This is a genomic window from Streptomyces sp. NPDC025721 (assembly GCF_055558595.1).
In genome coordinates, this window is the sequence record NZ_JBVHMF010000023.1 from 18,432 (window position 1) to 41,828 (window position 23,397).

Below are 23,397 nucleotides of genomic sequence, written 5' to 3' on the forward strand. Positions count from 1 at the left end.
CGTCGCTGCGCGCCTCCGCCCATCCCATGGTGCCGCTTCTCGCGGACGATCACTCGGTTCGGCAACGAAGTTGACCGAGTTGACCGGTTGATGGGCTCCTGCCGTCGAACGGTATCCGGTGTGCTGAACAGGCAACAGAGGGCAACCAGACCGGCGGCTGGCATCTGTCCCCCGTCAGGTGCCAGCCGCCACCACCCCGATGCCGAGGAGAGGCTCCGCATGAACCACCAGCAACTCCCGGCTCCGGAGGAGTTCCACGTCCGAGCCGGCGCGGACGCCGTCAGCCGCGCTCGGCGGAGGATCACCGTCACGGCGCGGCATTGGAAAGTTCCGCTGTCCGAATCCGCCCTGGCCGACGTGGAGTTGTGCGCCAGCGAGATCATCGCCAACGCCCTCACGCACGGCGGCAGCGAGTGCTGGGTACGGACGCACTGGACGGGTCAGTTCCTCCAGGTCGAAGTCACCGATCATTCCCTCCGCCCGCCGGTCGCGTCGGAAGCCTCCTCCGACGACACGTCCGGCCGCGGTCTCGCGCTGGTGGAGGGCCTCTCGCACGGCTGGGGATGGGTTCCGAAGGAACTGGGCAAGACGGTGTTCGTCATCGTCGCCGATGAGGCGGTACTGACCAGTACCCGGCGGCTGAGTGCGCTGGTGCGTGTAGCGCAGGCGAGGGTCGAAAATGCACAGGACGACGCCTGTGCACCTATATCGCCAAGCCAGCGTGCGCCCTGGTGGCCCGAGCTGGAACAGGCGCTCGCCGTCCTGGACGACGAGGACTGCGTGTATTTGCACGGCGACATCAAGCCGGAGCACTTCATCTGTTCCGGTAGCGCCGTCCATGTCGTCGACTGGGAGGCAGCCGCCCGGGGCCCGGCGATGTGCGACTTCATGGACGCGGCCTTCCACCTGGTCCGTGACCTCGTCTACTCAGAGGTCTCGCCGCTGCCCATTGACGTGATCAGCCAACTCCCCGTCACCGGTCCGGCCGCCGCCTGGCGCCTGATGCGGTGGCTCGACCGACGCGGCCCTGACGACCTCGACCTCGTACCCACCGAGGACCTGCGCGACCTGATGGCCTCGCCCGATCCACAGAGCGTCGTACGAACCCTCGCTCTCTTGATCACCGGTCTGTGCGACGCCGGTGTTCCGCGGTAACCCAGCTCAGCTCATCCCGCTCGCCCTGTCCGTCGAGATGCTCAGGAGCACACCGTGAACCGCACTGCCAGGAACCTTGGACGAAGCCGGATCGTCATCGAGACCGGCACGCCGTATCCGGACGCCACCACTATCGTCGAGCGGAAGGGGCTGGGACACCCGGACACCCTCGCCGACCATCTCGCCGAGCGGCTCTCGCAGGCGTACAGCCGCTACACCCTGGAGAACTTCGGGGCTGTGCTGCACCACAACTTCGACAAGCTCGCGCTCTTGGGCGGGGCGAGCCGCGTCGAGTACGGCGCCGGCGCGATGACGGCACCCGTTCGCGTCCTGATCAACGGCCGGGCCGCGCGGGCTTGCGGCGACATCGAGATCCCCGTGGACGAGTTGGCGGAGAAGACCGTACGTGCCTTCTTCTCCGAACGGCTGCCGTCTCTCGCCGACCACCTCGACCTGCACTTCCACATCACCAGCAATTCCAGTCCGGGTGCGGTCATCACCGACGCCGATGCCCCGGAACGCACACGCTGGTTCGCCCCGCGGTCGGTGGACGATCTGCGCGAGCGGCGAGTCCTGCTGGCCAACGACACTTCGCTGGGCACCGGTTGGGCGCCCCAGGGCCCCTTCGAGACCTTCGTACGCGAACTGGCCGACGACTTCTCCGGTACGAGTGCCGTCACCGGAGCGCACCCGTGGTGCGGGACCGACGTCAAGGTCATGGGCTACTACGAGGGCGACCGCGCCGACGTCGTGCTGTGCGTCCCCCAGATGAGTCCGCTCGTACCGGACCGCGCCGCGTACCTCGCCAACAAGAAGACGATCCTCGCCGAATGCCGCTGGCTCGCCGGCCTGCACCTTCCCGGCACCCCCGTCGACTTCCGCTTGAACGTCCGTGACGTGCCGGAGAAGGACGAGCTGTACCTCACCTACACCGGCAGCTCCATCGAGTCCGGGGACGAGGGAGTGGTCGGGCGCGGCAACAGGGTCAACGGCCTGATCACCCCGCTGCGCCCCATGAACATGGAGGGCGCCAGCGGCAAGAACCCCGTCTACCACGTCGGCAAGCTCTACAACCTGGCCGCGACCCGCCTGGCCCACCGACTCCACCAGGAGACGGGCGGTCACGCCGAGGTGCATCTGGTCAGCGCGACGGGTGAGCCGCTGGACCAGCCGTGGCGCATCCTGATCCGGCTCTCCGAACCGGCGGCCCAGGTGGACAAGGTCCAGGCACTCGTCGTCGAGGCTCTCGCCGGATTCCCCGCCCTCACGGAGGAACTCATCCAGGATGGAGTGCTGCTGAGTTGAACGCGCCAACCCTCCTCCCACCAGTCTCTGCGAGCTGCCGAGTTCGGTTGACCGTGCACTACGGATCGGCGGCGGACGCATGGCTGGACCGTGTCCCGCAGCTCTTCGCCGCCGCCGGCCGCCAGTGGAAACTGACTCTCACCGGCTACCACGACGCTGGACACGCCTCCGCGCTCGCGACCGCCGTCAACCGTCGAGGCCGCGCCGTACTGCTGAAGGCGTGGCCCGACCCGAGCCGATACGCGCGGGAGGTAGCCGCTCTCCGGCTCTGGCATCCGGGTCCCGGCCGAGTCGTGCTGACGACGGACGACGACTTGTCGGTGGCCGCCCTCCGCATGGTCGGCCCGAGGCCGGGAGGCGAGGAACCGCCGGACGGCGAGACCACCCTCGTAGCCGCAGCGATCCAGCAGGCCCACAGCATTGGGCGGAGGGTGCCGCCCGGAACCTTTCCGTCGCACTCCGACCACCTGCGGGACGAGGTGCTGCCTCGCGTACAGAAGCGTCGGAGCGGCAGCTCATACGGCCAACTCGCTGCTCGAGTAGCCGTGCACACGGACGGACTGGCAGAGGATCACGGCCGCAGGACCGTACTCCACGCCGATCTGTACCGCGAGAACGTCGCCTTCACGAGGCAGCGCCGACCGGTTCTCCTCGACCCGGTGCCCATGGACGGAGACGCTCTGTTCGACTGGGCCTTCTGGACTCTCTACTACCGCCTCGGCGACGGCACGCAGGAACGGCTCCGCCAAGCCGCATCCCGCTCTCGCAACCGTCGGTCCCGCATCATCCCGTGGTGCCTCCTCATCGGAATCGACGGACTCCTCTACTACGAGGAGAGCGGCGACCGGCGCGTGAACCGCATGGCAACGGTCCTCGACGCTCTGTGCGCCCAGGCCGAGTGGAGCCCAGCGAGATGACGACGTACCTGCTCAGACATGCGAGCACCACGTACAGCACCCGCTACCTGGTGAACGGTGACCCAAGCATCGCTCTCCCGCTCGACCCGGAAGGAGTCGCCGCGTGCGAGCGGCTGCGCGACACCGGCTCCCTGAGCGGCTTGCGGACGTGGATTGCGAGCGAGTTCTCGCGCGCCCGGCAGACGGCCGCCCTACTCACCAACGCTCCTGGGGTCGCGCACCAAAGCGACCCGCGGCTCAACGAACTCGACTACGGCAATTTCGAGGGCGGCCCGTTCCTTGACTACGCGGTTTGGCTCGGCGGGCACGGCCCGTGGATCCGACCGCAAGGCTCCGCCGAGTCGCAACGCGAAGGCATCGCCAGGATGCTGACCGGGGTCCAGGCTGCGCTGATGCGGCCTGGCCCGCGTGTCCTGGTGGCGCACGGTCTTCTGCTGTCCGTCCTCGGCTGGGCTGTGGCCGAAGCCCCGGACTCGCCCATGCCCTTGTTCTTCCCGGAAGCCGCGTGCCTGGACCCGCTGGTCGTCTCGGACGCCCGGCTGGTCCGGCTCATTGGGCGTCTCCTCGACGGTCTGAGCCAAACTGACCGTCGCGTAGAGCCGTCGGGAGGTGACCGTACGCAATCGGGTCGGAGGAGGGTGTCCATTCTTGCTAACTTCGATCCTCTACCGACCCCGCTCGAGGAGAGACCCCCTCATGCATGATGCACGCGCTCTGATCGACATGGGAGATGAGGCGGTCCGCCGCCTCGCCCGTCGCGGCTACGCCCTGGACCTCTCCTCCCTGGAGTCCCTCCAGTCCCGCCGCAACCAGAGCATCGGCATCGCCGACGAGCTGCGCTCCGAGTCCAAGAGCGTGGCAGCCGAGGTCCAGAAGACGGCGAAGTCGGGCGGCGACACGTCTGCCCTCAAGGACCAGGCCCGCAAGCTCAAGGAGCAGATCCGCGAGGCGGAGGTCGAGCAGGAACGGATCCAGGAGGAGCTGACCCAGTTCCTCCTCACCATCCCGAACCTGCCGGCCGACGAGGCGCCCGACGGCGACTCCGAGGACTTTGCCGTCGAGCAGCGCCGGGTCGGTAACCCGCCCACATTCTCCTTCGAGCCGAAGGACCACGTGGACCTGGGAGAGGGCATGGGCATCCTCGACTTCGGACGGGCCACGAAGCTGTCCGGCCCCAGGTTCAGCGTCCTTCGCGGCGTCGGCGCAGCGCTGGAACGCGCCCTTGTCACGCTCTTCCTCGACCTGCACACCCGCCGCCACGGGTACGTCGAGCACTCCGTGCCATTCCTCGTCACTCGTAAGACCATGACGGGTACCGGCCAACTGCCCAAGTTCGAGGAGGACTTGTTCGCCACCGGCGTCGCCGACCGCGAACTCTTCCTCATCCCCACCGCCGAGGTCCCCCTCACCAACCTCTACGCCGATGAGATCATCCCGCCCGCCGAGCTGCCTCTCGCCCTGACCGCGCAGACGCCCTGCTTCCGCTCAGAGGCCGGCTCGTACGGCCGCGACACCCGCGGGCTGATCCGCCAACATCAGTTCTCCAAGGTCGAGATGGTCCGCATCTGCGCACCCGACGACTCCCGGGCCCAGATGGAGAAGATGGTCGGCCACGCGGAAGCGTGCCTGAAGGAACTCGATCTCGCCTACCGCGTCGTCACCCTCGCCGCCGGCGACACCGGCTTCTCCGCCCAGCTCACGTACGACATCGAGGTCTGGCTGCCCAGCCAGAGCACGTACCGCGAGATCTCCTCCATCTCCGACTTCGGCACCTTCCAGGGCCGCCGCGCCGCCATCCGTACCCGCAACGAGTACAACAAGCCCACCCCGGTCGCCACCGTCAACGGCTCCGGCCTGCCCGTCGGCCGCACCCTGGCCGCGGTCCTGGAACAGCACCAGCAGCAGGACGGCTCCGTCCTGCTCCCGCAATCCCTCGTCCGTACCTCGGCTTCCGCCGGATCACGGCGGACGGAGCACCCTCGGAGGCATAAGTGTTGGTCGGCGTCTGCGACTTCCCTGGCAGCTACGCATTTCCCCCGGCCGGGTACGGCGGGATCGAACGCTGGTTATGGGCAGTCGCCGTAGGGGCGAGAGCCGCAGGCGCCGACGTACACCTCCTCGGGCCGAGCTGGCGGGACGACCTCGGACCCGAGTGGACCCGCAAGCCAGTTCGGCTTGAGGACATCGCACCGGGTTCGCCCGCCACCCGCAGCCTTGCCGCCACCGGATACGACCTGCTCGTCGTCGGCCACGAGTACCCGACACTGCCTGCGTGGCGCCGCGTTCGGGACACGCTCGACTGCGACGTCGCCACCTTCCAGCACAACCCGGACTTCCAGCACGCACCTGACGCCTTCGACGGCAAACGGGACCGGCTGTACTGCTACTCGCCCGAGATGGTCGAGCGGTACGCGGCTTGGCATCCCCGTGCGGAGTTGGCCGTCCACCTCGGCCTGGGCGAGGCTGAACCACCAGCGGTCACGGGCGACGACCTCGTATGGGTCGGCCGCATCGACGCCCAGAAGGCTCCGCACCTGGCCCTCCGCGCCGCCGAACTCCTCGGCCGCCGCATACGCCTGGTCGGCCCAGTCTTCGACACGGCGTACGTCCAGCGCCACGAACGGCTCTTCGCCGCCGAGCATGTCCAGTGGGACGGGGAACTGGGCGGTGCCGCCAAGGCCGCCGCTTTCCGCGTTGCCGGAACCTTTGTCTATACGTACGCCCGCGATTACGTCGAAGCCGGCGCCGCAGTCTTCGGGGAGGCGCTGCGGGCAGGAACACCGGTGGCAGCTCTGACCTGGCGCGAGGGCACCTGCGCGGAGGCCGCCCTCTGCCCCTTGACCGGCGAGGCTACGGTCCTGCCGCCCGAGGCAGACGACGAGATGGCAGCGCGGGCACTCGCAGATGCGATCACTCGCACGGAAGACCTGGACCCTGCTCACGTACAGGCGATTGGGCAGCAGCGCTTCGACCCGCAGTGCCACTTCGAGGCTCTGGCGTCCCGGCCATGCTGAGCACAGTCGACCCCATCGAGATACCGCGCCTGCTCCGCAAAGTCCTCGGGCCTCGATGGGACTTCACCATCGACGGCGACCGCCTGGAGATCCGCCACCAGGATCACGCGACGCCGTACTGCCCACCCCGGCACGCTCTTCCGTGGCCCGACCTGCTCGCCCGCCTGGAATCGGCCTTCGCCGAACAAGGCGTCCCCCGTGCCCCCTGCCTCCCCCTTCGCTGGGGCCGAGAGACCGAGCTGACCATCTCCGCCGTCCAGGCGCTCGACCCGGTTCTCAAGGACGGCGGCACGATCCCCTACCGCCAGGGCTTTATTCCCCAGTCCGTCGTACGCCTCACCGCCAAGCGCGCACCCGACGGTTCACTGCAAGACGGCTTCCTCACGTCTTTCGTCAACACGTCCCACGTCGAACTGATCCCCGATCTGGACGCGTACGCTGCCGCCTTCGACCAACTCCTCAGCGTCCTGTCGCGCCTGAGCCTCCACGCCCGCCACATCACCTTCCACGGCCGCCTCACCATCTGGCGCCGCCGCCAAGTCGAAGGCATCACCCTCCGCTTCGACCACGCTGGCACCCCCCTCGGCGACCTCGTCCTCCTCTGGAACGCCGCCCACCCCGACCGCCTCGCCCTCGATTTGGGCACCTCCCTCGAACGCCTCGCCTGGGTCCGCACGCGCACCTCGTGGCCCGACCTGATCTTCGGCCCCCTCGCCGAGGCGGCGCCTAACGACACCCTCGACGCCATCCGCACCGCCACCCTCCTCATCGCCAACGGCATCACCCCCACCGCCCGCGGCGCCGGGAGCATCACGCGGAGGGTCCTCCGACAGATCTCTCCCCAGGCCGCCGCGCTGGGTTTAAGCCGTGCCGTCCGCCACTTCCACGGCTACTGGCGGGCATCCCACTCTTTGGTCGTCAACTGGGCGGACGTTGTATCGCGCATGGAAGGCGAATTGCCTGCGAAATCGGCGGAGCGGGGGCGGCTCCGTACGGTGCCGGAGCCGCATTGATCCGCACGTGCATTGGAAGTTTCCGCGTGAGTGAAGAGCCGGGGGACGCGATTCTGTACGTGGTTGTCGGGATGGCTTTGGAACCAGCCGTTATGACAAGCGCGGCTACGTCTACCTGAGCACCGTTACCGCTGCTGCCGTGCTCATGCGGCTCCGGACCTGACAGGCGCAACTGGGCAACAGGACATCAACTGGTCGCCAGCTCCGCCGCGCTGCGTTCCACACAAAATTCGTTGCCCTCGGGGTCCTGCAGCGTCACCCACCCGGTTCCGTCGGGCCTTCGGCGGTCCCCCTGAAGCGTGGCACCGAGCGAGAGCAGGCGCTGCATCTCCTCGTCCCGGGTGCAGTCCTAGGGTTGGAGATCCAGATGCACGCGGTTTTTCACCGTCTTGCTGTCACCGACCCTGACGAAAAGCAAGGTGGCAGTAGCAGCCGTGACCGCGGCTTCCGGATCCCCGGGAAAGTCGTCATCAGCCAGCGAGCCGTCCAGGGCCTGGGCCCAAAAGCCCGCAAGAACGAACGGGTCGGCGGCATCGATGGTGACATGACGCATCAAAGAACTCATGCCCCAAGCCGATCATGAATGCCTCCCACCGTCCAGAGGCGGCTGACCTCGACGCCGACCGCCTCACCAGGCCACAGGCACGATCGGAAAGCCCAAGTTTGCTCCCTGCGCCCGAGGGGATGCTCCCGGCGCGGTGCACCCTGCCGTGCTCGTGAGACTTTGCTCCTCGCCCTAGCGGCGCTGGTGTGGTGGCCGCTTGACCGCATCGGAGTTGGGGGACTGCGGCGCTGTCGACGGGGTTGGCTGTGGCCGTCCGCCCGTCGCCAGGGTGGTGCGGGCTTGGGCTGCGCGGGCTTGTGCGCTGGGGGCGGGGCGTTGGGTGAGCCGGGTCAGGCGCCAGGTGAGGACGTGGGCGGGTGAGCGGGCGTCGTCCAGGGCGCGTTGGTCGGCTGCTTGGTGGAGGAGGCGGACCGGGTCGTGGCCGGCGGTTTTGGCGTCGGTGAGGGCGGTGGCGAGGGCGGGCCAGTTTGGGTCGTTGAGGATCTGTTCCGCGTGGGCGGGGATGATCTGGCGGATCTGGTGGGCGTGGCGTTCGACGACCGGTTGCGCGGGTGTGCGCTGGGCGAGGGCGGCCAGGGGTGCGGTGGCGGCTTGGTCGTAGGCGGCTTGGAGGTGGAGGAGGGATTGGCGGGCGGCTTCGACCTGCTGGTTGTGGTGGCGGGTGGCGGACCAGCGGCGGATGGCGATCATGGCGAGGATCGCGGCGTCGAGGAACATCGCCAGTCCGGCGCCGTCGTTGCCGGCGGGCTGGCGGGCGATGCTGCGGATGGCTCCTCGTAGGGCGTGGGCGTGCTGGTGGTCGGCGTGGATGCGGGAGCGGCTGGCGCGTTCGAAGGTCAGGGCTGCTTGCCGGAGCTGAGGTCGTAGGTGCTGGGGCGCGTTGAGGGGGAGGGCGTCGAGTGCTTCGGCGAACGCGGTGATGTGGGCTTGGGAGGCGGGGTCGTCGTTCTGGGCGAGGTGGTGGGGGATGCGTTCGATGGCGGCGGTGGCCTGGTGCCAGGGGTTGGGTCGGCGCGGCCCGGTCAGGTGCTGGATGGCCTGGGGTTCGCCGGCGGTGAGGCGGTCGTGGATCTGGGGGTAGGACAGGTCGGGGGCGAGGGTGGAGCCGGAGAACCAGACCGGTTCACCGGCTGCATTGGTGTCGCCTTCGAGTGCGACCTTGTATCCCCGGATGTCGCTGGAGGGAAAGCGCAGCACTTCCACCTTCACGCCGCTGCGGGCCAGTAGGTGCAGGAACTCCTCCGGATTGCTGGATACGGCGACCACGGTGCGGACGGCGGCGCGGAGTTGTTCGCGTGGGGTGTGGTGGTGGCCGGTGCGGTGGGCTTTCTCGGTTTCGGCGCGGGTGGGGCGTTTGGCGGCGGTTCGGTCGCCGCGTATGACGACGCGCAGGTTGAAGTCCTTTTCGACGGCTTCGAGTTCCTTGTCGGCGCGCAGGTAGTCGTTCCAGTGGCGGGCGGTGCGCAGGTCACCGCGGATGGTGGTGGCGGCGATGTGGATGTGGTCGTCGGCGTGACGGACGGCGACCCAGCGGCAGCCGTCCGGGTCACCGTCGGGCGCGATGCCCGTTGAGGCGACGACGCGGCGGGCGATGGCGGCCCACTGCTCGTCGGTGAGGATGGGATCTTCGGGGGCTGCGCGGACCGAGCACTGCCACACCGGCCGGTCCGGAACGGTCAGATCCTTACCCCTGGCCTGGTGCAGGCGCAGTTCGAGGGCTTGGGTGAGTTGCTTCATGGCGGCTTTGGTGTCGTGGTCGCGGCCGGGGTCGGGGGCGAAGCCGTCCCAGGAGGCGACCAGGTGCGGATCGCTGTGGTCCTTGGCGCGGACGGTGTCGTAGAGGTACCCAAGCAGACGGCGGACGGCCTTGCCCCGGGTGATCTTCGCGATCAATCAGGCCGCCTTCCGGCCGGCCGCCTGATGGGCGGCGGCTTCGATGCCGGATACGGCCGCGCGGACGGTGTCGAGGGTGCGCTGGGCCTGGGCGAGGAGCGGTGCGTCCGCGGGGTAGGGGGTGCCGCCGGCGTTGAGGCGGTGGGCGATCTGATTGACGTTCCCGCCGATCTTGGCGACCTGGGCGCGCAGGGCGACGAGTTCGTCGATCAGGTCGTCGGTGGCGGTGCGCCGGCCGGGCAGCGGCTGGGTGCCTTCGATGAAGGCCATGACCACCGCACCGACCAGGTGCGCGCCCGCGATCTCCATGGCCTTGGCCTTTGCCCTGATGGCCTGGTGCTCGGCTTCGCTGTAGCGGACGTCGACGCGGAAGGTGCGCTGCTTGTGGTCGCGGCGGCGACGGCGTGCGACGCGGCGGACGGCGGCTTCAGCGGCAGCACGCATCACGCTCGGCGGATCGGCGGACGCGTCGACGGCTTCTCCCTCCAGTGCCCCCTGGCGCCGGAACCCCTCCGCCACCCCCGGGGCGGAGGGACCTGCGTAGGACCGGCCACTGGACGGTCCAGCGCCATACCTTGCTCCGCTGGTGGTTGGGTTTTTGACGGTGTCCGGGCTGTTGGGGGAGGAGGCAGGTTGGGTGCCGGTCTCGTCTCGGACGGACCGGGTCGGCGTTTTCGGATCGACGGGTGTTTCGTGGTGATGGGGAATCAAGGGCTCGTTTCCGGGGGTGTAGGGAGGAGAGGGTTCAGACCGGTCGTCAGCGCCGTGCCACCTTGGCGCTGGCAGGTGTTCCGTCGCGGAACAGGCAGGGAGTTCCGTGGTGGGAACGGAGTTCTTGTTCCGTGGCGGGAACGAGGCGAGGGGCGTCCGTTCAGTTTCAGAACACGGCCTCTGTTCAGTTACTGAACGGCCCGCCTGTTCAGTAACTGAACAGGACGAGCTTCCGGCAGGCTGTTTGGTGAGGCCCCGTGGGCGGTGGTCCGCAGACTTTCGTGCGGTGGACCGGTCGTTTTGGGTGTGACCGGATGGGCGGACCAGTGGTGGCTGGTCCGCCGGTTGACCTGCGGGGACTTCCGGTCAGTGGCCGTTTCTCTCGCGTCGCAGGGTGGTCATGATCTGGGTGAGGCGGTCTTCGCCGATGGTGTGGCCGGCGGCATGGATGGTCTCGCGGACCACGGTGCGGGTGGGGTTTTCGTGCAGCTCGAAGGCGGGGCGGGCCAGGTCGAGGAGGTCGTCGAGTTCGGCGCTGGGCGGGCGGCCGATCCGGCGGACTGGGCTGTCGGCTTTGTGGTCTGCCGGGGCGGGGGTCGGTCGGGTGTGCTGGATCTCCTGCTCGTGGCCGCCTGGTATCTCGAGTTGGTGCTCGGCGGTCTGGGGCTGAGTGCCGGGTGTGGCCGGGGTCGTGCCCGCTCGGGTGATGAGGATGTGGAGGTGGACGGCGCCTGCGAGGGCGAGCGGGGCGATGGTGGACAGGATGCCGACGGTGGTGTCGCCGAGGTGCAGGCCGGTGGAGTGGGTCTGTTGATTGAGGCGGATGGCGTGGAGGGCGTTGGCCCAGACGCTGGCCAGGGTGGCGGTGGCGAAGAGGGTCCAGACGTAGAGGCGGGCGCGGAAGGGGGCGTTGCGCAGGACGAGCAGGGCGCGGATGCCGTAGGCGATGAACCCGTCGATGATCATCGGGAAGAGGTAGGTCAGGGCGGGGCGTATGTGGATGGCGAGGGCGATCTGCTGCAGGGCGTCGTACGAGAGGGTGCAGCCGGCCGCGCCGAGCAGGGTGATGGCGGCGCGGTCCCAGGCGGTGGCCTGGTGGGCGGTGGCGGGCGTGTTCGGGGGCATGCGGGTACTCCGTGTGTTGGTTCTGCTTCCGCGCGCGGGCAGGCAGGCAGCGGGAGAGCGTGGCGGGGATGTGATGCGAAGGCGGGGCCGGGGGCGGGCCCGGACGGCCGGTTATCCGGCGGTGTGCCTTCTGCGGTCGCGGCCGGTGAGGATGACGCGTTCGGTCATCTCGGCGAGGCGGGAGGCGACGCGGTCGCCGACGGCGTCGCGCAGCTCGGCGACGGGCAGGTTGGTGGTGACCAGCGTTGGCAGGAGCTGGTTGTAGCGGTGGTTGACCAGGCGGTAGGTCAGTTCTTCGGTCCACTGCGACTGCTTGGCAGCGCCGAGGTCGTCCAGCAGCAGGAGCGGACACCGCGCCAGAGCGAGGAGTTGCCGCTCGGGATCGTTGCCGTGCTGGGGGCGTTGGGCTGCGTACAGGTCGGCGGCGGTTGTCGCCTCCCAGCGCAGCCGGACGCCCTTGGTGAGCAGGTCCCGTATCGCACCGAACGCCTGGTGGGTCTTGCCCGTGCCGGTGGGCCCGGCGATCAGCAGCGACGGGCCGGTGGCGATACCAGGAGCCCCGCCGGGCCCGGGTCGTCCTGCGCGGGCGATCTCGGCGACCCAGGCGTCAACACGCGGATGGTCGGCGAGGGCGTCACGGTAGCGGGGCGGGATCCGGGCGTCGGCCAGCTCCAGCGCGGTGACCGGCTCGGGCCCCGCCGGAGTCGCGGTGGTTGGGTCGATGCCCCGGGCGGTGAGGATCGCGGCGAGACGGCCCACCGCGCCGCCGGCGGTGCGGGGTTCGCGAGTGGCGGTGCTCACAGGTCACCGCCGTACGCTGCCTCGACATCGTCGGGGTTGGTCCACGCACGGTGCGGCGGGCGGGGGTTGGTCTGCGAGGGCGTGGCGTTCATCGCCTCGTTGACCAGGCTCGGCAGGACGCTCGGGCTCAGGCCCTTGGCACGCAGGCGCTCCAGCCCGGCGCGGATATGCCCCGGTGCGATGTGCTCGGCGAGCAACTGGTGGACTTCGCGGCCGAGGTGACCCAGGAACTTCTCGGGCGGGCGGTGGGCGCACGCGGCGACGTACTCGCCGAGGAGCTGCTTCGCCGAGACCGTGCCGGTGGTGCGGGGCGCGGGGGCGCTCGTGCCCCCCGAAGGAACAGATCCTAGGTCCACGATCCTAGGTCCTAGATCCGGACGGTGAGGGCTCACCGGGACCTCACTGAGCCCTCCGTGAGCGCTCGGTGAAGGCTCAGCGAATGTGCCCTGGCCTGTGGGTTCTTCGGCTTCGCCGGTAGGTGGGGAGCCCTCGGTGCGGTGTCGGTGAGGGCTCAGTGAGTCCTCACGGAGGATCGGCTGCGCCTGCCGTGACGGCTCACTGCTTCCGGCCGGGTCGTGGTGCGGGCAGGCCGGTGCCCGGATCCCGCTGGGGCGGTTGATCTTCTGGTGCAGCTTCCAGGTGACGATGTGCAGGTAGCGCTTCCCGCCCCCGCCTTCGTAGCGGCAGATCAGGTCGGCGGTGGCGAGCTGGGTGAGGTCGTCCTCGACGCCGAGGGGTCCGTGGTCGGGGCGCAGCGACCACAGCAGGCCGGCGATGACGGCGGGCTGGTCGCGGAAGCGGCCGTGGTCATCGGCCTGGGTGAGCAGGCCGAAGAAGGTCCGCTCGGCGGACAGGGACACCGCGGCGAGGGACTCCGAGGCGAAGGCTTCAGGCTTGATGGTGCGTATGCGGGCCATCGCTACCACCCCGCCGTCGGTGCCGACTGCGGTGATGGGGATGCGGGCACGGCGGCTGGGGCCGTACGCTGGTACACAGAAGTTCCTCTCCTGGCGGGCTTCGGGGCGGCAATCCCGAGGCCGTATGCCGGTAGTGGTCGTTCAGGGATGGGCGGTCTTGAGGTTCTGCTTCAGCCCCCGGCGTGTCAGCGCCGGGGGCTTTGTCGTGTCCGGAGGTAGGTGGGCAGGGTGCGGGGGATGGTAAGACTATACCACATCTCTGCGGATCGCAGCAAGTACTTGCAATCGGCAGAACGTCGTGTATCCTAGTGGTCTCCCTGCGAATTGCAGAAGGTCACTACGAATGGAAGGATGATCACCGTGCCCGACGACGAGGAAGAGGACGTGCCCGGACCGAGCATTAGCCAACTCGCCGGCGAGGACAACATCGCGGTCCGCATCAAGCTCGAACGCGAGACCCGCGGTTGGAGCACCAACGCCGTCTCCGACCGCCTGAACGCCGCCGGCTACGAGATGAACCCCTCGGCGGTCTGGCGGATCGAGAACGGCCAGCGCCGGGTCAACGTCGACGACGCCCTCGGCTTCGCCGAGGTCTTCGGCATCTCCCTGGCCAACCTCGTCGGCCCTCCCAGACTCGCCTCCCACGCCCGCGCGATGGAGCTGGTCGAGGACATTCGCCGCGCCTACCGCGCCTCCCACATGGCCACCCTCGCCGCCGCCGAAGCCCGCGACGCCCTCGACGCCTACCTCGACGAACACCCCGACGTCCGTGAGGAAGCCGAAGCCGCCGCGTCCCTCGCCGTCGCCGAAGAACTCACCGGCCTGCCCCAGCCCCATCAGCGGCGCACCGCAAAGACCCCGACCAAGAGGAGCCCCAGTAACCCCGCCTGACCGAACCAGCACCCCACCGCCCATCCCTGAACACCGCACCGGCACACCCACGGAGTTGCCGCTCCCCGTGCCCGCCAGAGAAGGACCTCTCGTGCGTCACCCCGCCATGCCCGCCTCCGCCCATGCCCGCGACCTGACCGGGGAGGCGACCGCCCATGCCTGAGCGCCTTCTCAACGTCGCCGACGCCGCCGAGATCCTCGGCACGGGCGAGCGCTTTGTGCGCCGTCTCATCTCGGAGCGGCGGATCGCCTTCGTCAAGGTCGGACGCCACGTCCGCCTCTCCGAAACGGTGTTGGACGCCTACATCGCGGCGAACACCGTCCAGCCCGCCACCCGCCGCCGCACGCGCGCGCACTACGGGAAGGCGGCCTGATGCCCAACGCCAAGGGCGCCAAGCGCCGCTTCGGGTCGGTCCGGCGCTACCGCTCCGGCCGCTGGACCGCCAGCTATATCGACCCCACCGGCCTGCGCCGTAACTCACCGGAGACCTTCGCGACGAAGACCGACGCCGAGGTCTGGCTGTCCCAGGTCGAGGCCGACCTCACCCGGGGCGACTGGACGGACCCGGATGCCGGAGCGGTGAACTTCGAGGAGTACGCGCTGCGCTGGGTGGAGGAGAGGGGCCTCGCCCCGACGAGCGAGGAGCTGTACCGGAGGCTGCTGCGTCTGCACCTCCTGCCGGCTTTCAGTCCTCTCGACCTCAACGAGATAACCCCGCCAGGTGTCCGCGCCTGGCGCGCCGAACGGCTGGAGGCAACAGGGGCGACCACCGTCGCCAAGAGCTATCGCCTGCTGAAGGCCATCCTTCAGACGGCGGCAGACGACGAACTCATCCGTCGCAACCCCTGCCGTATCAAGGGAGCAGGCAAGGAGGAAGCCGAGGAACGCCCCATCGCCACCGTCGAGCAGGTCGACGCCGTGGCCGAGGTGATGGGCCCTCGCTGGCAGCTCATGGTCTACCTCGCGGCCTACGGAAGCCTCCGTCCCGAGGAGCAGGCCGAGCTGCGCAGGTCCGACGTGACCCTGCCCGACGAACCGGATGAGCTCAAGCGGCGGCGGGACCTGCCCCGTGAGCCTGTGCTGCTCCGAATCACCCGGGCATCACCGGAGCTCACAACGGGGCGTCGCGCGACCGGAGACCCGAAATCCCGCGCGGGCAAGCGTGTCGTCGTCCTGCCCGCATTCCTGACGGTGGACCTCCGACGGCATCTCGACTGGTTCGCCGCGAAGGAACCAGACGGCCTGCTATTCGTCGGAGAGCGCGGAGCGCCATTCCGGCGTTCCACCTTCGGCCGTAAATGGCGGAAGGCCCGCGCGAAAGTCGGCCTGCCCGACAATTTCCGCTTCTACGACCTCCGCCACACCGGAAACACCCTCGTTACCCAGTCGGGCGGCACCCTCAAGGACGCCATGGTCCGTGCCGGTCAGTCCTCGGAGAAGGCCGCCCTGATCTACCAGCACTCGACGCTGGAACGCCAGAAGGAGGTAGCGGCCGGGCTCGACGCCCGCGTGCGCGCCGAACGCCAGGAGGAGGCGGGCAACGGCCTATCTGGTGCGGAAGTGGTGCGGCTGGCCTGACGCCGATCTGACCGCCTGTTCGAGGGCCGACGCGATGCCGCGTCGGCCCCCGAACCATGCTCGCCGTGACGATCCGTATCGGAACCCACCGGCCGTACGCGGCGCCCCGCCGACCGCAATCCAGCCTCTGACCAGAGGTGTTGCCCGTCGATGCGCGTCGGTGCCGCCGCGCGGCTCTCAACAGGGCATGACCGAAGGTGACTTCATTATGTGACGCAGGTCACTCAAAGTCCGTCTCAGGATTCGAGAATTACACCGCATCAATATTCGACGCGTCATTCGGCCCCGCTCGTCGGACCCAATTAACCGCCAGATGTGGTGCACAAGTGGTGCACGGCCCATTAATTGGTCTGGACAACAACAAAGCCCCAAGTCTATGACCTGGGGCTTATTAATGGAGCGGATGACGGGAATCGAACCCGCGCTCTGAGCTTGGGAAGCTCATGTTCTACCATTAAACTACATCCGCGTGAAGGCCCTGGTGGGGGTGGCTTCGTGGGGGAGTCTACCGCATGTGGGGGGTGGGGTGGGGCGTAGGTTGGGGGCGGAGTGGTGAGTGGGTGCGCGGTGGGTTGATCCCCTAATGTGTGGGTTTGTCGTCCACGCCGGTTGGTTGGGGAAGGGACTTGATGGAGCGCACCGTTGTTCGTTGTGCCGAGGGGCATGTGTTCAGTACGGCTTCGTTCCCGATGCAGCATTTGGGGGCCGAGCGGTTGGGGCCCGGGCGGTTGTTGAGGTGTCCCAAGTGCGCGCGGCTGAGGCACGCGGTGCCGGTGGCCGGGGGCGGGGAGAAGCGGTAGTCGGAGGCCGGTGAGGTGGCGGCTCCGGGCCGGAGGATTGGGTCGGGGCCGCTCCGGGCGCGTAACCTTCGGGGCGTGCTTCTCTCTGACAAGGACATTCGAGCCGAAATCGACAACGGACGCGTGCGCGTGGACCCGTTCGAGCCGTCGATGGTGCAGCCGTCGAGTATTGATGTGCGGCTGGACCGGTTCTTCCGGGTGTTCGAGAACCACCGGTATCCGCACATCGACCCGGCGGTGGAACAGCCGGATCTGACGCGGCTGGTGGAGCCGGAGGGTGACGAGCCGTTCATCCTGCATCCGGGGGAATTCGTGCTCGGGTCGACGTACGAGGTCATCTCGTTGCCCGACGACATGGCGTCGCGGCTGGAGGGGAAGTCGAGTCTGGGGCGGCTGGGGCTGCTGACGCACTCGACCGCGGGGTTCATCGACCCCGGTTTCTCCGGGCATGTGACGTTGGAGCTGTCGAATGTCGCGACGCTCCCGATCAAGCTCTGGCCCGGAATGAAGATCGGGCAGCTCTGCCTCTTCCGGCTGACCTCGCCCGCCGAATTCCCTTACGGATCGCAGCAGTACGGCTCCCGCTACCAGGGGCAGCGCGGGCCGACGCCTTCACGGTCCTTCATGAACTTCCACCGCACCAAGGTCTGAGACCCCGGGGCGGGTCAGATCAGCGGCAGCTTGAACAGGCAGAGCAGCGCGATCAGTTGGATCGACGCCGCCCCGAGCGCCTTCGGCCACGGCAGGTCGTGAGACTTGCTGACCATCGAGGTGAGCAGCGCCGCGCAGCCCAGCCAGGTGAGCCAGCCCAGGAGTTGGACGAAGCTGTTGGCGCCGCCGAGGAAGAGCGCGAAGAAGAGACGCGGGGCGTCGGTGAGCGTCGTGATCAGGAGCGAGAGCCCGATCGTCGGCGCCCAGGCGCCGTCGCCGCCGAACTGCCGCGCGAGGGTGTTGGTGACCGCGCCGAGCGTGACCGCGGAGATGACGACGGCGATGGCCGTGGTGAGCACCCACGGGATGCTGGTGGTGAGCGTCGCGTCCAGGACGTCGCTGCGGGCGGCGTCGAAGCCGAAGACGGCGAGCAGCCCGTAGAGGAAGGTCACGGTCAGGGCCGGGCCCCAGACCGTGTGGTCGCGCATCTGCCAGAAGGTGCGGCCGGGGCGCAGCACGACGCCGCTCAGCAACTCCTTCCAGTGCAGCCGCGGACCGACCGGCGGCGCGGCGGACTGACCCGCGCGGTACGTCGCCACGTTGTCCCCCGAGTACGGGGGCTGGGTGTACGGAGCCTGTGCGTGCGAAGGCTGCGCGTACGGCTGCTGCCCGGCGTACGGATCGACGTACGGCTCCTGGCCCTGGCCCGCGAACCCGGCGCCCAGCGTGAACGCCTTCGTCTGGCCGGGCGACTCGTCGTACCCGCCGGGCTGCCCCGCCGCGGGCGCGTAGTACTCCGGCTCGCCGGGAGGCGTTCCGTACGAGCCCTGCCCGTGACCCGAGCCCTGCCCGTAACCGGCACCCTGCCCGTACCCCGCGCCGTGTCCCTGAGCCGCGCCCTGCCCGTGACCCGCGCCCTGCCCGTGACCCGCGCCGTATCCCGGCCCCTGGCCGGGACGGCCGCCCCGGCCACCGCCCTCACCGTGTCGATTCCTGAATCCAGCCACGTCATCGAACGTACCCGGTAAGCCGCCGCACCGCTCCTGTCGGCCGGTCCGCCGCCGCCCATTGCTGCCAACCTGTGACACGCGGCGGCGAACCCGTCGACGGACCCCCGGGCAAACCCCTAGGGGAACCCGTAAGGGCTGGTGAGGCCCCGGATCAGGCCGTCCCGGCCGGCGCTTCCTCGCTCAGCTCGGCCGCGTCCGCCGGTGCCTTCACCGACTGGAGGAGAAGCTGCGAGACGTCCACGACCTGGAGGGCCTCCTTCGCCTGGCCGTCGTTCTTCTTGCCGTTGACGGAGTCGGAGAGCATGACCAGGCAGAACGGGCACGCGGTGGAGATGATGTCCGGGTTGAGGGAAAGCGCCTCGTCGACGCGCTCGTTGTTGACGCGCTTGCCGATCCGCTCCTCCATCCACATCCGGGCGCCGCCCGCGCCGCAGCAGAAGCCGCGCTCCTTGTGGCGGTGCATCTCCTCGTTCCGCAGACCGGGCACGGACGCGATGATCTCGCGCGGCGGTGTGTAGACCTTGTTGTGCCGCCCGAGGTAGCAGGGGTCGTGGTACGTGATCAGGCCCTCGACCGGCGTGACCGGCACCAACTTGCCCTCGTCCACGAGGTGCTGGAGGAGCTGGGTGTGGTGGACGACCTCGTACTCGCCGCCGAGCTGCGGGTATTCGTTGGCGATGGTGTTGAAGCAGTGCGGGCAGGTGGCGACGATCTTCTTCGAGGCGCGCGGCTTGCGCGTGGAGGGGTCCACCGCGCCGTCCTCGTCGAGGGACTCGCCGAAGGCCATGTTGAGCATGGCCACGTTCTCCTGGCCGAGCTGCTGGAAGAGGAATTCGTTGCCCAGGCGGCGGGCGGAGTCACCGGTGCAGTTCTCGTCGCCGCCCATGATCGCGAACTTGACGCCCGCGATGTGCAGGAGCTCGGCGAAAGCCTTGGTGGTCTTCTTCGCGCGGTCCTCCAGGGAGCCCGCGCAGCCGACCCAGTACAGGTACTCGACCTCGGTCAGGTCCTCGACGTCCTCGCCGACGACCGGCACCTCGAAGTCGACTTCCTTGACCCAGGCCAGGCGCTGCTTCTTCGGCAGGCCCCACGGGTTGCCCTTCTTCTCCAGGTTCTTGAGCATCGTGCCCGCCTCGCTCGGGAACGACGACTCGATCATCACCTGGTAGCGGCGCATGTCGACGATGTGGTCGATGTGCTCGATGTCGACCGGGCACTGCTCGACGCAGGCGCCGCAGGTGGTGCAGGACCACAGCACGTCGGGGTCGATGACCCCGTTCTCCTCCGCCGTGCCGATCAGCGGGCGCTCGGCCTCGGCGAGCGCGGCGGCGGGGACGCCCGCGAGCTGCTCGGGCGTACCGGTCTCCTCGCCCTCGGCGTTCTTGCCGCCGCCGGCCAGCAGATACGGCGCCTTGGCGTGCGCGTGGTCGCGCAGCGACATGATCAGCAGCTTGGGGGAGAGCGGCTTGCCGGTGTTCCAGGCGGGGCACTGCGACTGGCAGCGTCCGCACTCGGTGCAGGTGGAGAAGTCGAGGATGCCCTTCCAGGAGAAGTGCTCGATCTGGGAGACGCCGAACTGGTCGTCCTCGCCCGGGTCCTCGAAGTCGATGGGCTTGCCCGCGGAGACCATCGGCTGGAGCGCGCCGAGCGCGACCGGACCGTCCGCGTTCCGCTTGAACCAGATGTTGGGGAAGGCCAGGAAGCGGTGCCAGGCCACGCTCATGTTGGTGTGCAGGCCGAGCACGATCGCCCAGATCATCGTGACGCCCAGCTTGACCATGGCGACGGCGTAGACCGTGTTCTGGAGGCTGCCGGTGCTCATCTTCCGGAAGGCGGCGACCAGCGGGTACGAGACGAAGTACGCGGCCTCGTAGTGGTCGACGCCGTGCAGGGCGCCCTCCAGGCCGCGCAGCGTCAGGATCGCCAGGCCGATGATCAGAACGACGTACTCCACGAAGTACGCCTGCCAGGCCGTCGAACCGGTGAAGCGGGACTTGCGGCCGGCGCGCGAGGGCAGATTCAGCAGCCGGATCACGATCAGGGTGAGGATGCCGAGGGTGGTGAGCGCCGCGATGAACTCGGTGTACACCTCGTACGGCAGCCAGGTGCCGATCCACGGCAGGATCCAGTCGGCCTTGAAGAGCTGGCCGTACGCGTTGACGATCGTCAGGCCGAGGGTGAGGAAGCCGACCGCCACGAACCAGTGCGCGACGCCGACGACGCCCCACTTGTTCATCCGGGTGTGGCCGACGAATTCCCTGGCCAGGGTCGTGGACCTGGCCACCCAGTCGTTCGTGCGGGAGCCCGCGGGCACGGGCTGGCCGAGCGTGACGAACCGGAAGATCTGCGCGACGGCGAGGCTGATCAGGGCGACGCCGACCGCGGTGAGGACCAGCGACACGATGATCGCGGCGAGTTGCATGTGGGCTCCTCGGGCCTGCGCGGCGGTTCAGTGGGAGGGGGCCGTGGGTTCAGGATCGGGCGGGAAGGCTTCGTGCTGGGCAAGGTCGTACGGGCAACGCTTGTACCGGGTCGTGCGGGTCGTACGAGCAAGGTCCCGTACGAGTCGTACGAGCAAGGTCGTACTAAGCGGTAACTTAATCCGGTCTCCGCTGAGATTACCCGCGATCCGCGGGCGCATACAGCCGTGCAACTCGTGATCTGCGTCGCGGTGCGGCCTGTCGCGCCCTGCCGTGACCGGCTCAGAGCCGCTCCACGCTCTCACCCCGGCACCGGTTCCGCGTGTCGAAGACGTACGTCGCCGCCCGCGCGACCATCGTGTAGTCGAAGACGTCGTGGTCGGTCGCGACGACCACCACATCCGCCGCCGCGGCCTCCTCCTCGGTCAGCTCCACGCACAGCAGGTCGGCGGGGAGCCGGGCCGGGTCCGCGTACGGCTCGACCGCGCGCACCCGGGCGCCGAGCGCCGTCAGCCCGGCCGCGATGGCGAGCGCGGGCGATTCGCGAAGGTCGCCGCTGTCGCGTTTGTAAGCGAGACCCAGCAGAAGGACGCGGCTTCCCTCGACCGGCCGCTGCCTGGCGTCGAGGCCCGCCGCGATCCTGTCCACTACCTGGGTGGGCATCAGCCCGTTGATCTCCTCGGCGAGCGCCGCGAAACGCAGCAGACCGCGGGGGACCGGCAGCCGGTGACCGCCGACGCCGGGGCCGGGGTGGAAGGGCAGGAAGCCGTACGGCTTGGTGGCCGCCGCGTCGATCGCCTCACGGATGTCGGTGCCCATCGGCCCGGTGACGGTGGCCAGTTCGTTGACCAGGGCGATGTTCACCTGGCGGAAGGCGTCCTCGATGAGCTTGGTCAGCTCGGCGGTGCGCGGCGACGAAACCGGCACCGTATTGCGCACGATTCGGGAGTAGAAGCCGTCGACGGCGAGGAGCGATCGTACGTTCACACCGGAGACGACCTTGGGGGTGTTCTCCAGCCGCCACCGGGGGTTGCCGGGGTCGGTGCGCCCGGGGCTGTAACCCAGGTGGAAGGCGCTGCCCGCGGTCAGGCCGCTGATCTCCTCCAGGACCGGCCGCAGCAGCTCCTCGGTGGTGCCGGGCGCGGTCGTGGACTCCAGGACGACGGTGGCGCGCGGGCGCAGGTGCGGGGCCACGGCCCGGCCCGCGTCCACGATCGCGCCGCGGTCGGGGACGCCGTCGTGGACCGGTACGGGGACGGTGATCACGCAGACGTCGAAGTCGCGGGCGTCGGCGTAGTCCGTACTGGCCCGGTAGCGGCCGGAGGCGAGGGCCTCGGCCAGCCGCTCCGCGGGGACGTCGCCGACGCGGGAGTCCCCGGCCGTCAGCCGTTTGACCAGCTGTTCGTCGATGTCGATCCCGGTGACCGTGAAACCGGCCTCCGCCGCCCGCAGTGCCAGCGGCAGCCCGACATGGCCCTGGCCTACGACGACGACGTGCCGGCTGTCTTCGGTGGGTTCCATGACGCTTAAATTAGCCCTAATCGTGACAAGTATGGCAAAGGCGACATTAAGTTCATCGGATGTCGGGCCACCGCGCGAGCGGGCCATGACGGACGAGGCGCCACGATCACGCGGGAGGAGGCGGGCATGCGGGCCGTGCTGCGCTGGGTCGCGATCGGCGCCGGGCTCCTCCTCGTGGTGACGGCGGGTCTGGGCTGGGCGTCCTACCGGAAGTTCAGCGGCAACATCCACACCGACCGGGCCGCGGAGAAGGTGCTCGCCCGGTACGCGAAGGAGCGGCCCCGCGCGCTGGTGCCGCAGGCGCGCAACATCCTGATGCTGGGCTCCGAAAGCGGCCAGGGCGGCCAGGGCGGCCAGAGCGGCCAGGGGGGCCCGAGCGGCAGCGGAGCCCACGGCGGCCAGAACGCCGAGCGCGGCCCGGGCTCCGGCGCGCCCCCGGGTGAGGACACCTCCGACGCCGCCGTCCTGCTGCACCTGTCCGCCGACCGCCGCCACGCCGCCGCCGTCGGCGTACCGCGCTCCCTGAAGGTCGGCGTGCCGAGCTGTCCCCGCCCGGACGGCGGTACGAGCCCGGCCGCGTACGAACCCTTCGGCCGCGCCTTCAGCGGCGGCGGGGCGGCCTGCTCGATCCGCGCCTTCGAACGGCTCAGCGGCATCCGCGTCGACCACCACATGGTGGTGGACCTCGCCGGGTTCGACCGGATCGAGGCCGCGGTCGGCGCCCACGCCGGTGAGCGCCGCCGCGAGCTGTTGCGTACGCTGACCCGTGAGGCGCGCGGGGCGGACACGCTGCGCCATCCGGCCCGGTTCTTCGGCCTGGTCGACACGGCCACCTCGTCCCTCACGGCCGATCCCGGACTCAGTACGCTGCCCGCGCTGTACGAGCTGGCGGGAAGCCTGCGCAAGGTGCCGGACGGCGCCCTCGCCTTCCGTACGCTGTCGGCCCGGCCGGCCGAGTCCGGTCCGCTGCTGGCGGCGCTGCGCGCGGACCGCCCGGTGCCGGCCTCTCCAAGCCGCTGACGCGGCACCTCGCCGCACCTCGCCGCACCCCGTCCGACCTGCGAGAACATCCGCCCTGCGCACATAAAGCAGAGGTAAGTTGAGTGGGG

The 23,397-nt window shown here is 69.3% G+C and carries 19 protein-coding genes, 1 tRNA gene and 2 pseudogenes; 12 read left to right on the forward strand and 10 right to left on the reverse strand.

The features are described 5' to 3' along the window. The first annotated feature begins 219 nt into the window (after positions 1 to 219). The 7 genes and pseudogenes from ACZ4EF_RS27160 to ACZ4EF_RS27190 all read left to right on the forward strand — a co-directional run bounded on the left by ACZ4EF_RS27160 (position 220) and on the right by ACZ4EF_RS27190 (position 7,404). Positions 220 to 1,155 carry an ATP-binding protein gene (locus tag ACZ4EF_RS27160; protein ID WP_467506674.1) on the forward strand — a complete coding sequence of 312 codons (936 nt, stop codon included), beginning with the start codon at positions 220 to 222 and terminating at the stop codon, positions 1,153 to 1,155. A 54-nt stretch (positions 1,156 to 1,209) separates the two neighbouring features. Next, positions 1,210 to 2,460, forward strand: coding sequence for a methionine adenosyltransferase (locus ACZ4EF_RS27165; protein ID WP_467506676.1), 1,251 nt, complete (start codon positions 1,210 to 1,212; stop codon positions 2,458 to 2,460). Between the two features lie 53 nt (positions 2,461 to 2,513). Then, positions 2,514 to 3,377 (forward strand): aminoglycoside phosphotransferase family protein, encoded by an 864-nt coding sequence (locus ACZ4EF_RS27170; RefSeq protein ID WP_467506769.1) that lies wholly within the window; start codon positions 2,514 to 2,516, stop codon positions 3,375 to 3,377. After that, on the forward strand, positions 3,374 to 4,081 hold the full coding sequence (locus ACZ4EF_RS27175; RefSeq protein ID WP_467348283.1) for a histidine phosphatase family protein: 708 nt from the start codon (positions 3,374 to 3,376) through the stop codon (positions 4,079 to 4,081). Before ACZ4EF_RS27170 ends, ACZ4EF_RS27175 begins: the two co-directional genes overlap by 4 nt. Beyond that, a pseudogene (gene serS, locus ACZ4EF_RS27180) lies at positions 4,074 to 5,368 on the forward strand (serine--tRNA ligase). The gene ACZ4EF_RS27175 and the pseudogene serS overlap by 8 nt, the downstream one beginning before the upstream one ends. Beyond that, positions 5,369 to 6,391, forward strand: a complete 1,023-nt coding sequence (locus ACZ4EF_RS27185) for a glycosyltransferase family protein (protein WP_467506678.1) — start codon at positions 5,369 to 5,371, stop codon at positions 6,389 to 6,391. After that, entirely contained in the window at positions 6,385 to 7,404 is a 1,020-nt protein-coding gene (locus tag ACZ4EF_RS27190) for a hypothetical protein (protein WP_467506680.1), read from the forward strand. The genes ACZ4EF_RS27185 and ACZ4EF_RS27190 overlap by 7 nt, the downstream gene beginning before the upstream one ends. Before the next feature lie 187 nt (positions 7,405 to 7,591). Here the strand turns inward: ACZ4EF_RS27190 and ACZ4EF_RS27195 are convergent. The 6 genes and pseudogenes from ACZ4EF_RS27195 to ACZ4EF_RS27220 all read right to left on the reverse strand — a co-directional run bounded on the left by ACZ4EF_RS27195 (position 7,592) and on the right by ACZ4EF_RS27220 (position 13,416). After that, positions 7,592 to 7,969: pseudogene (locus ACZ4EF_RS27195) on the reverse strand (VOC family protein). Positions 7,970 to 8,140: 171 nt separating this feature from the next. Then, positions 8,141 to 9,862, reverse strand: a complete 1,722-nt coding sequence (locus ACZ4EF_RS27200; protein ID WP_467506682.1) for a relaxase/mobilization nuclease domain-containing protein — start codon at positions 9,860 to 9,862, stop codon at positions 8,141 to 8,143. Then, entirely contained in the window at positions 9,863 to 10,306 is a 444-nt protein-coding gene (gene mobC / locus ACZ4EF_RS27205) for a plasmid mobilization relaxosome protein MobC (protein ID WP_467506684.1), read from the reverse strand. Positions 10,307 to 10,939: 633 nt separating this feature from the next. Continuing rightward, on the reverse strand, positions 10,940 to 11,698 hold the full coding sequence (locus ACZ4EF_RS27210; protein WP_467506686.1) for a DUF2637 domain-containing protein: 759 nt from the start codon (positions 11,696 to 11,698) through the stop codon (positions 10,940 to 10,942). A gap of 111 nt (positions 11,699 to 11,809) precedes the next feature. Beyond that, on the reverse strand, positions 11,810 to 12,499 hold the full coding sequence (locus ACZ4EF_RS27215; RefSeq protein ID WP_467506688.1) for an ATP-binding protein: 690 nt from the start codon (positions 12,497 to 12,499) through the stop codon (positions 11,810 to 11,812). Further along, positions 12,496 to 13,416: a hypothetical protein gene (locus ACZ4EF_RS27220; RefSeq protein ID WP_467506690.1), complete on the reverse strand. Its 921-nt coding sequence runs from the start codon at positions 13,414 to 13,416 to the stop codon at positions 12,496 to 12,498. Before ACZ4EF_RS27220 ends, ACZ4EF_RS27215 begins: the two co-directional genes overlap by 4 nt. Before the next feature lie 351 nt (positions 13,417 to 13,767). On the opposite strand from ACZ4EF_RS27220, the gene ACZ4EF_RS27225 reads away from it, so the two are divergent. The 3 genes from ACZ4EF_RS27225 (at position 13,768) to ACZ4EF_RS27235 (ending at position 15,886) form a co-directional block, all read left to right on the forward strand. Beyond that, positions 13,768 to 14,307 carry a helix-turn-helix domain-containing protein gene (locus tag ACZ4EF_RS27225; protein WP_467506692.1) on the forward strand — a complete coding sequence of 180 codons (540 nt, stop codon included), beginning with the start codon at positions 13,768 to 13,770 and terminating at the stop codon, positions 14,305 to 14,307. Between the two features lie 155 nt (positions 14,308 to 14,462). Next, the gene (locus ACZ4EF_RS27230; protein WP_467506694.1) at positions 14,463 to 14,681 is read left to right on the forward strand and encodes a helix-turn-helix domain-containing protein; all 219 of its coding nucleotides are present in this window, start codon (positions 14,463 to 14,465) and stop codon (positions 14,679 to 14,681) included. Beyond that, a complete protein-coding gene (locus tag ACZ4EF_RS27235; protein WP_467506696.1) occupies positions 14,681 to 15,886 on the forward strand; it encodes a tyrosine-type recombinase/integrase in 1,206 nt (401 codons plus the stop codon). The genes ACZ4EF_RS27230 and ACZ4EF_RS27235 overlap by 1 nt, the downstream gene beginning before the upstream one ends. A gap of 395 nt (positions 15,887 to 16,281) precedes the next feature. Here the strand turns inward: ACZ4EF_RS27235 and ACZ4EF_RS27240 are convergent. Continuing rightward, positions 16,282 to 16,355, reverse strand: a tRNA-Gly gene (locus ACZ4EF_RS27240). A 406-nt stretch (positions 16,356 to 16,761) separates the two neighbouring features. Between ACZ4EF_RS27240 and dcd the strand changes: the two genes are divergently transcribed. Continuing rightward, a complete protein-coding gene (gene dcd / locus ACZ4EF_RS27245) occupies positions 16,762 to 17,337 on the forward strand; it encodes a dCTP deaminase (protein WP_355346279.1) in 576 nt (191 codons plus the stop codon). Between the two features lie 14 nt (positions 17,338 to 17,351). Here the strand turns inward: dcd and ACZ4EF_RS27250 are convergent, their stop codons facing one another. From ACZ4EF_RS27250 to ACZ4EF_RS27260, 3 genes are all read right to left on the reverse strand, one after another. Then, a complete protein-coding gene (locus ACZ4EF_RS27250; protein WP_467506698.1) occupies positions 17,352 to 18,344 on the reverse strand; it encodes a Yip1 family protein in 993 nt (330 codons plus the stop codon). A 154-nt stretch (positions 18,345 to 18,498) separates the two neighbouring features. Then, positions 18,499 to 20,769 carry a (Fe-S)-binding protein gene (locus ACZ4EF_RS27255; RefSeq protein ID WP_391041594.1) on the reverse strand — a complete coding sequence of 757 codons (2,271 nt, stop codon included), beginning with the start codon at positions 20,767 to 20,769 and terminating at the stop codon, positions 18,499 to 18,501. 280 nt (positions 20,770 to 21,049) lie between these two features. After that, positions 21,050 to 22,288: a nucleotide sugar dehydrogenase gene (locus tag ACZ4EF_RS27260; protein WP_467506700.1), complete on the reverse strand. Its 1,239-nt coding sequence runs from the start codon at positions 22,286 to 22,288 to the stop codon at positions 21,050 to 21,052. Between the two features lie 126 nt (positions 22,289 to 22,414). Here ACZ4EF_RS27260 and ACZ4EF_RS27265 point away from each other — a divergent pair, with 126 nt between their 5' ends. After that, entirely contained in the window at positions 22,415 to 23,308 is an 894-nt protein-coding gene (locus ACZ4EF_RS27265; RefSeq protein WP_467506702.1) for an LCP family protein, read from the forward strand. Positions 23,309 to 23,397 lie beyond the last annotated feature (89 nt).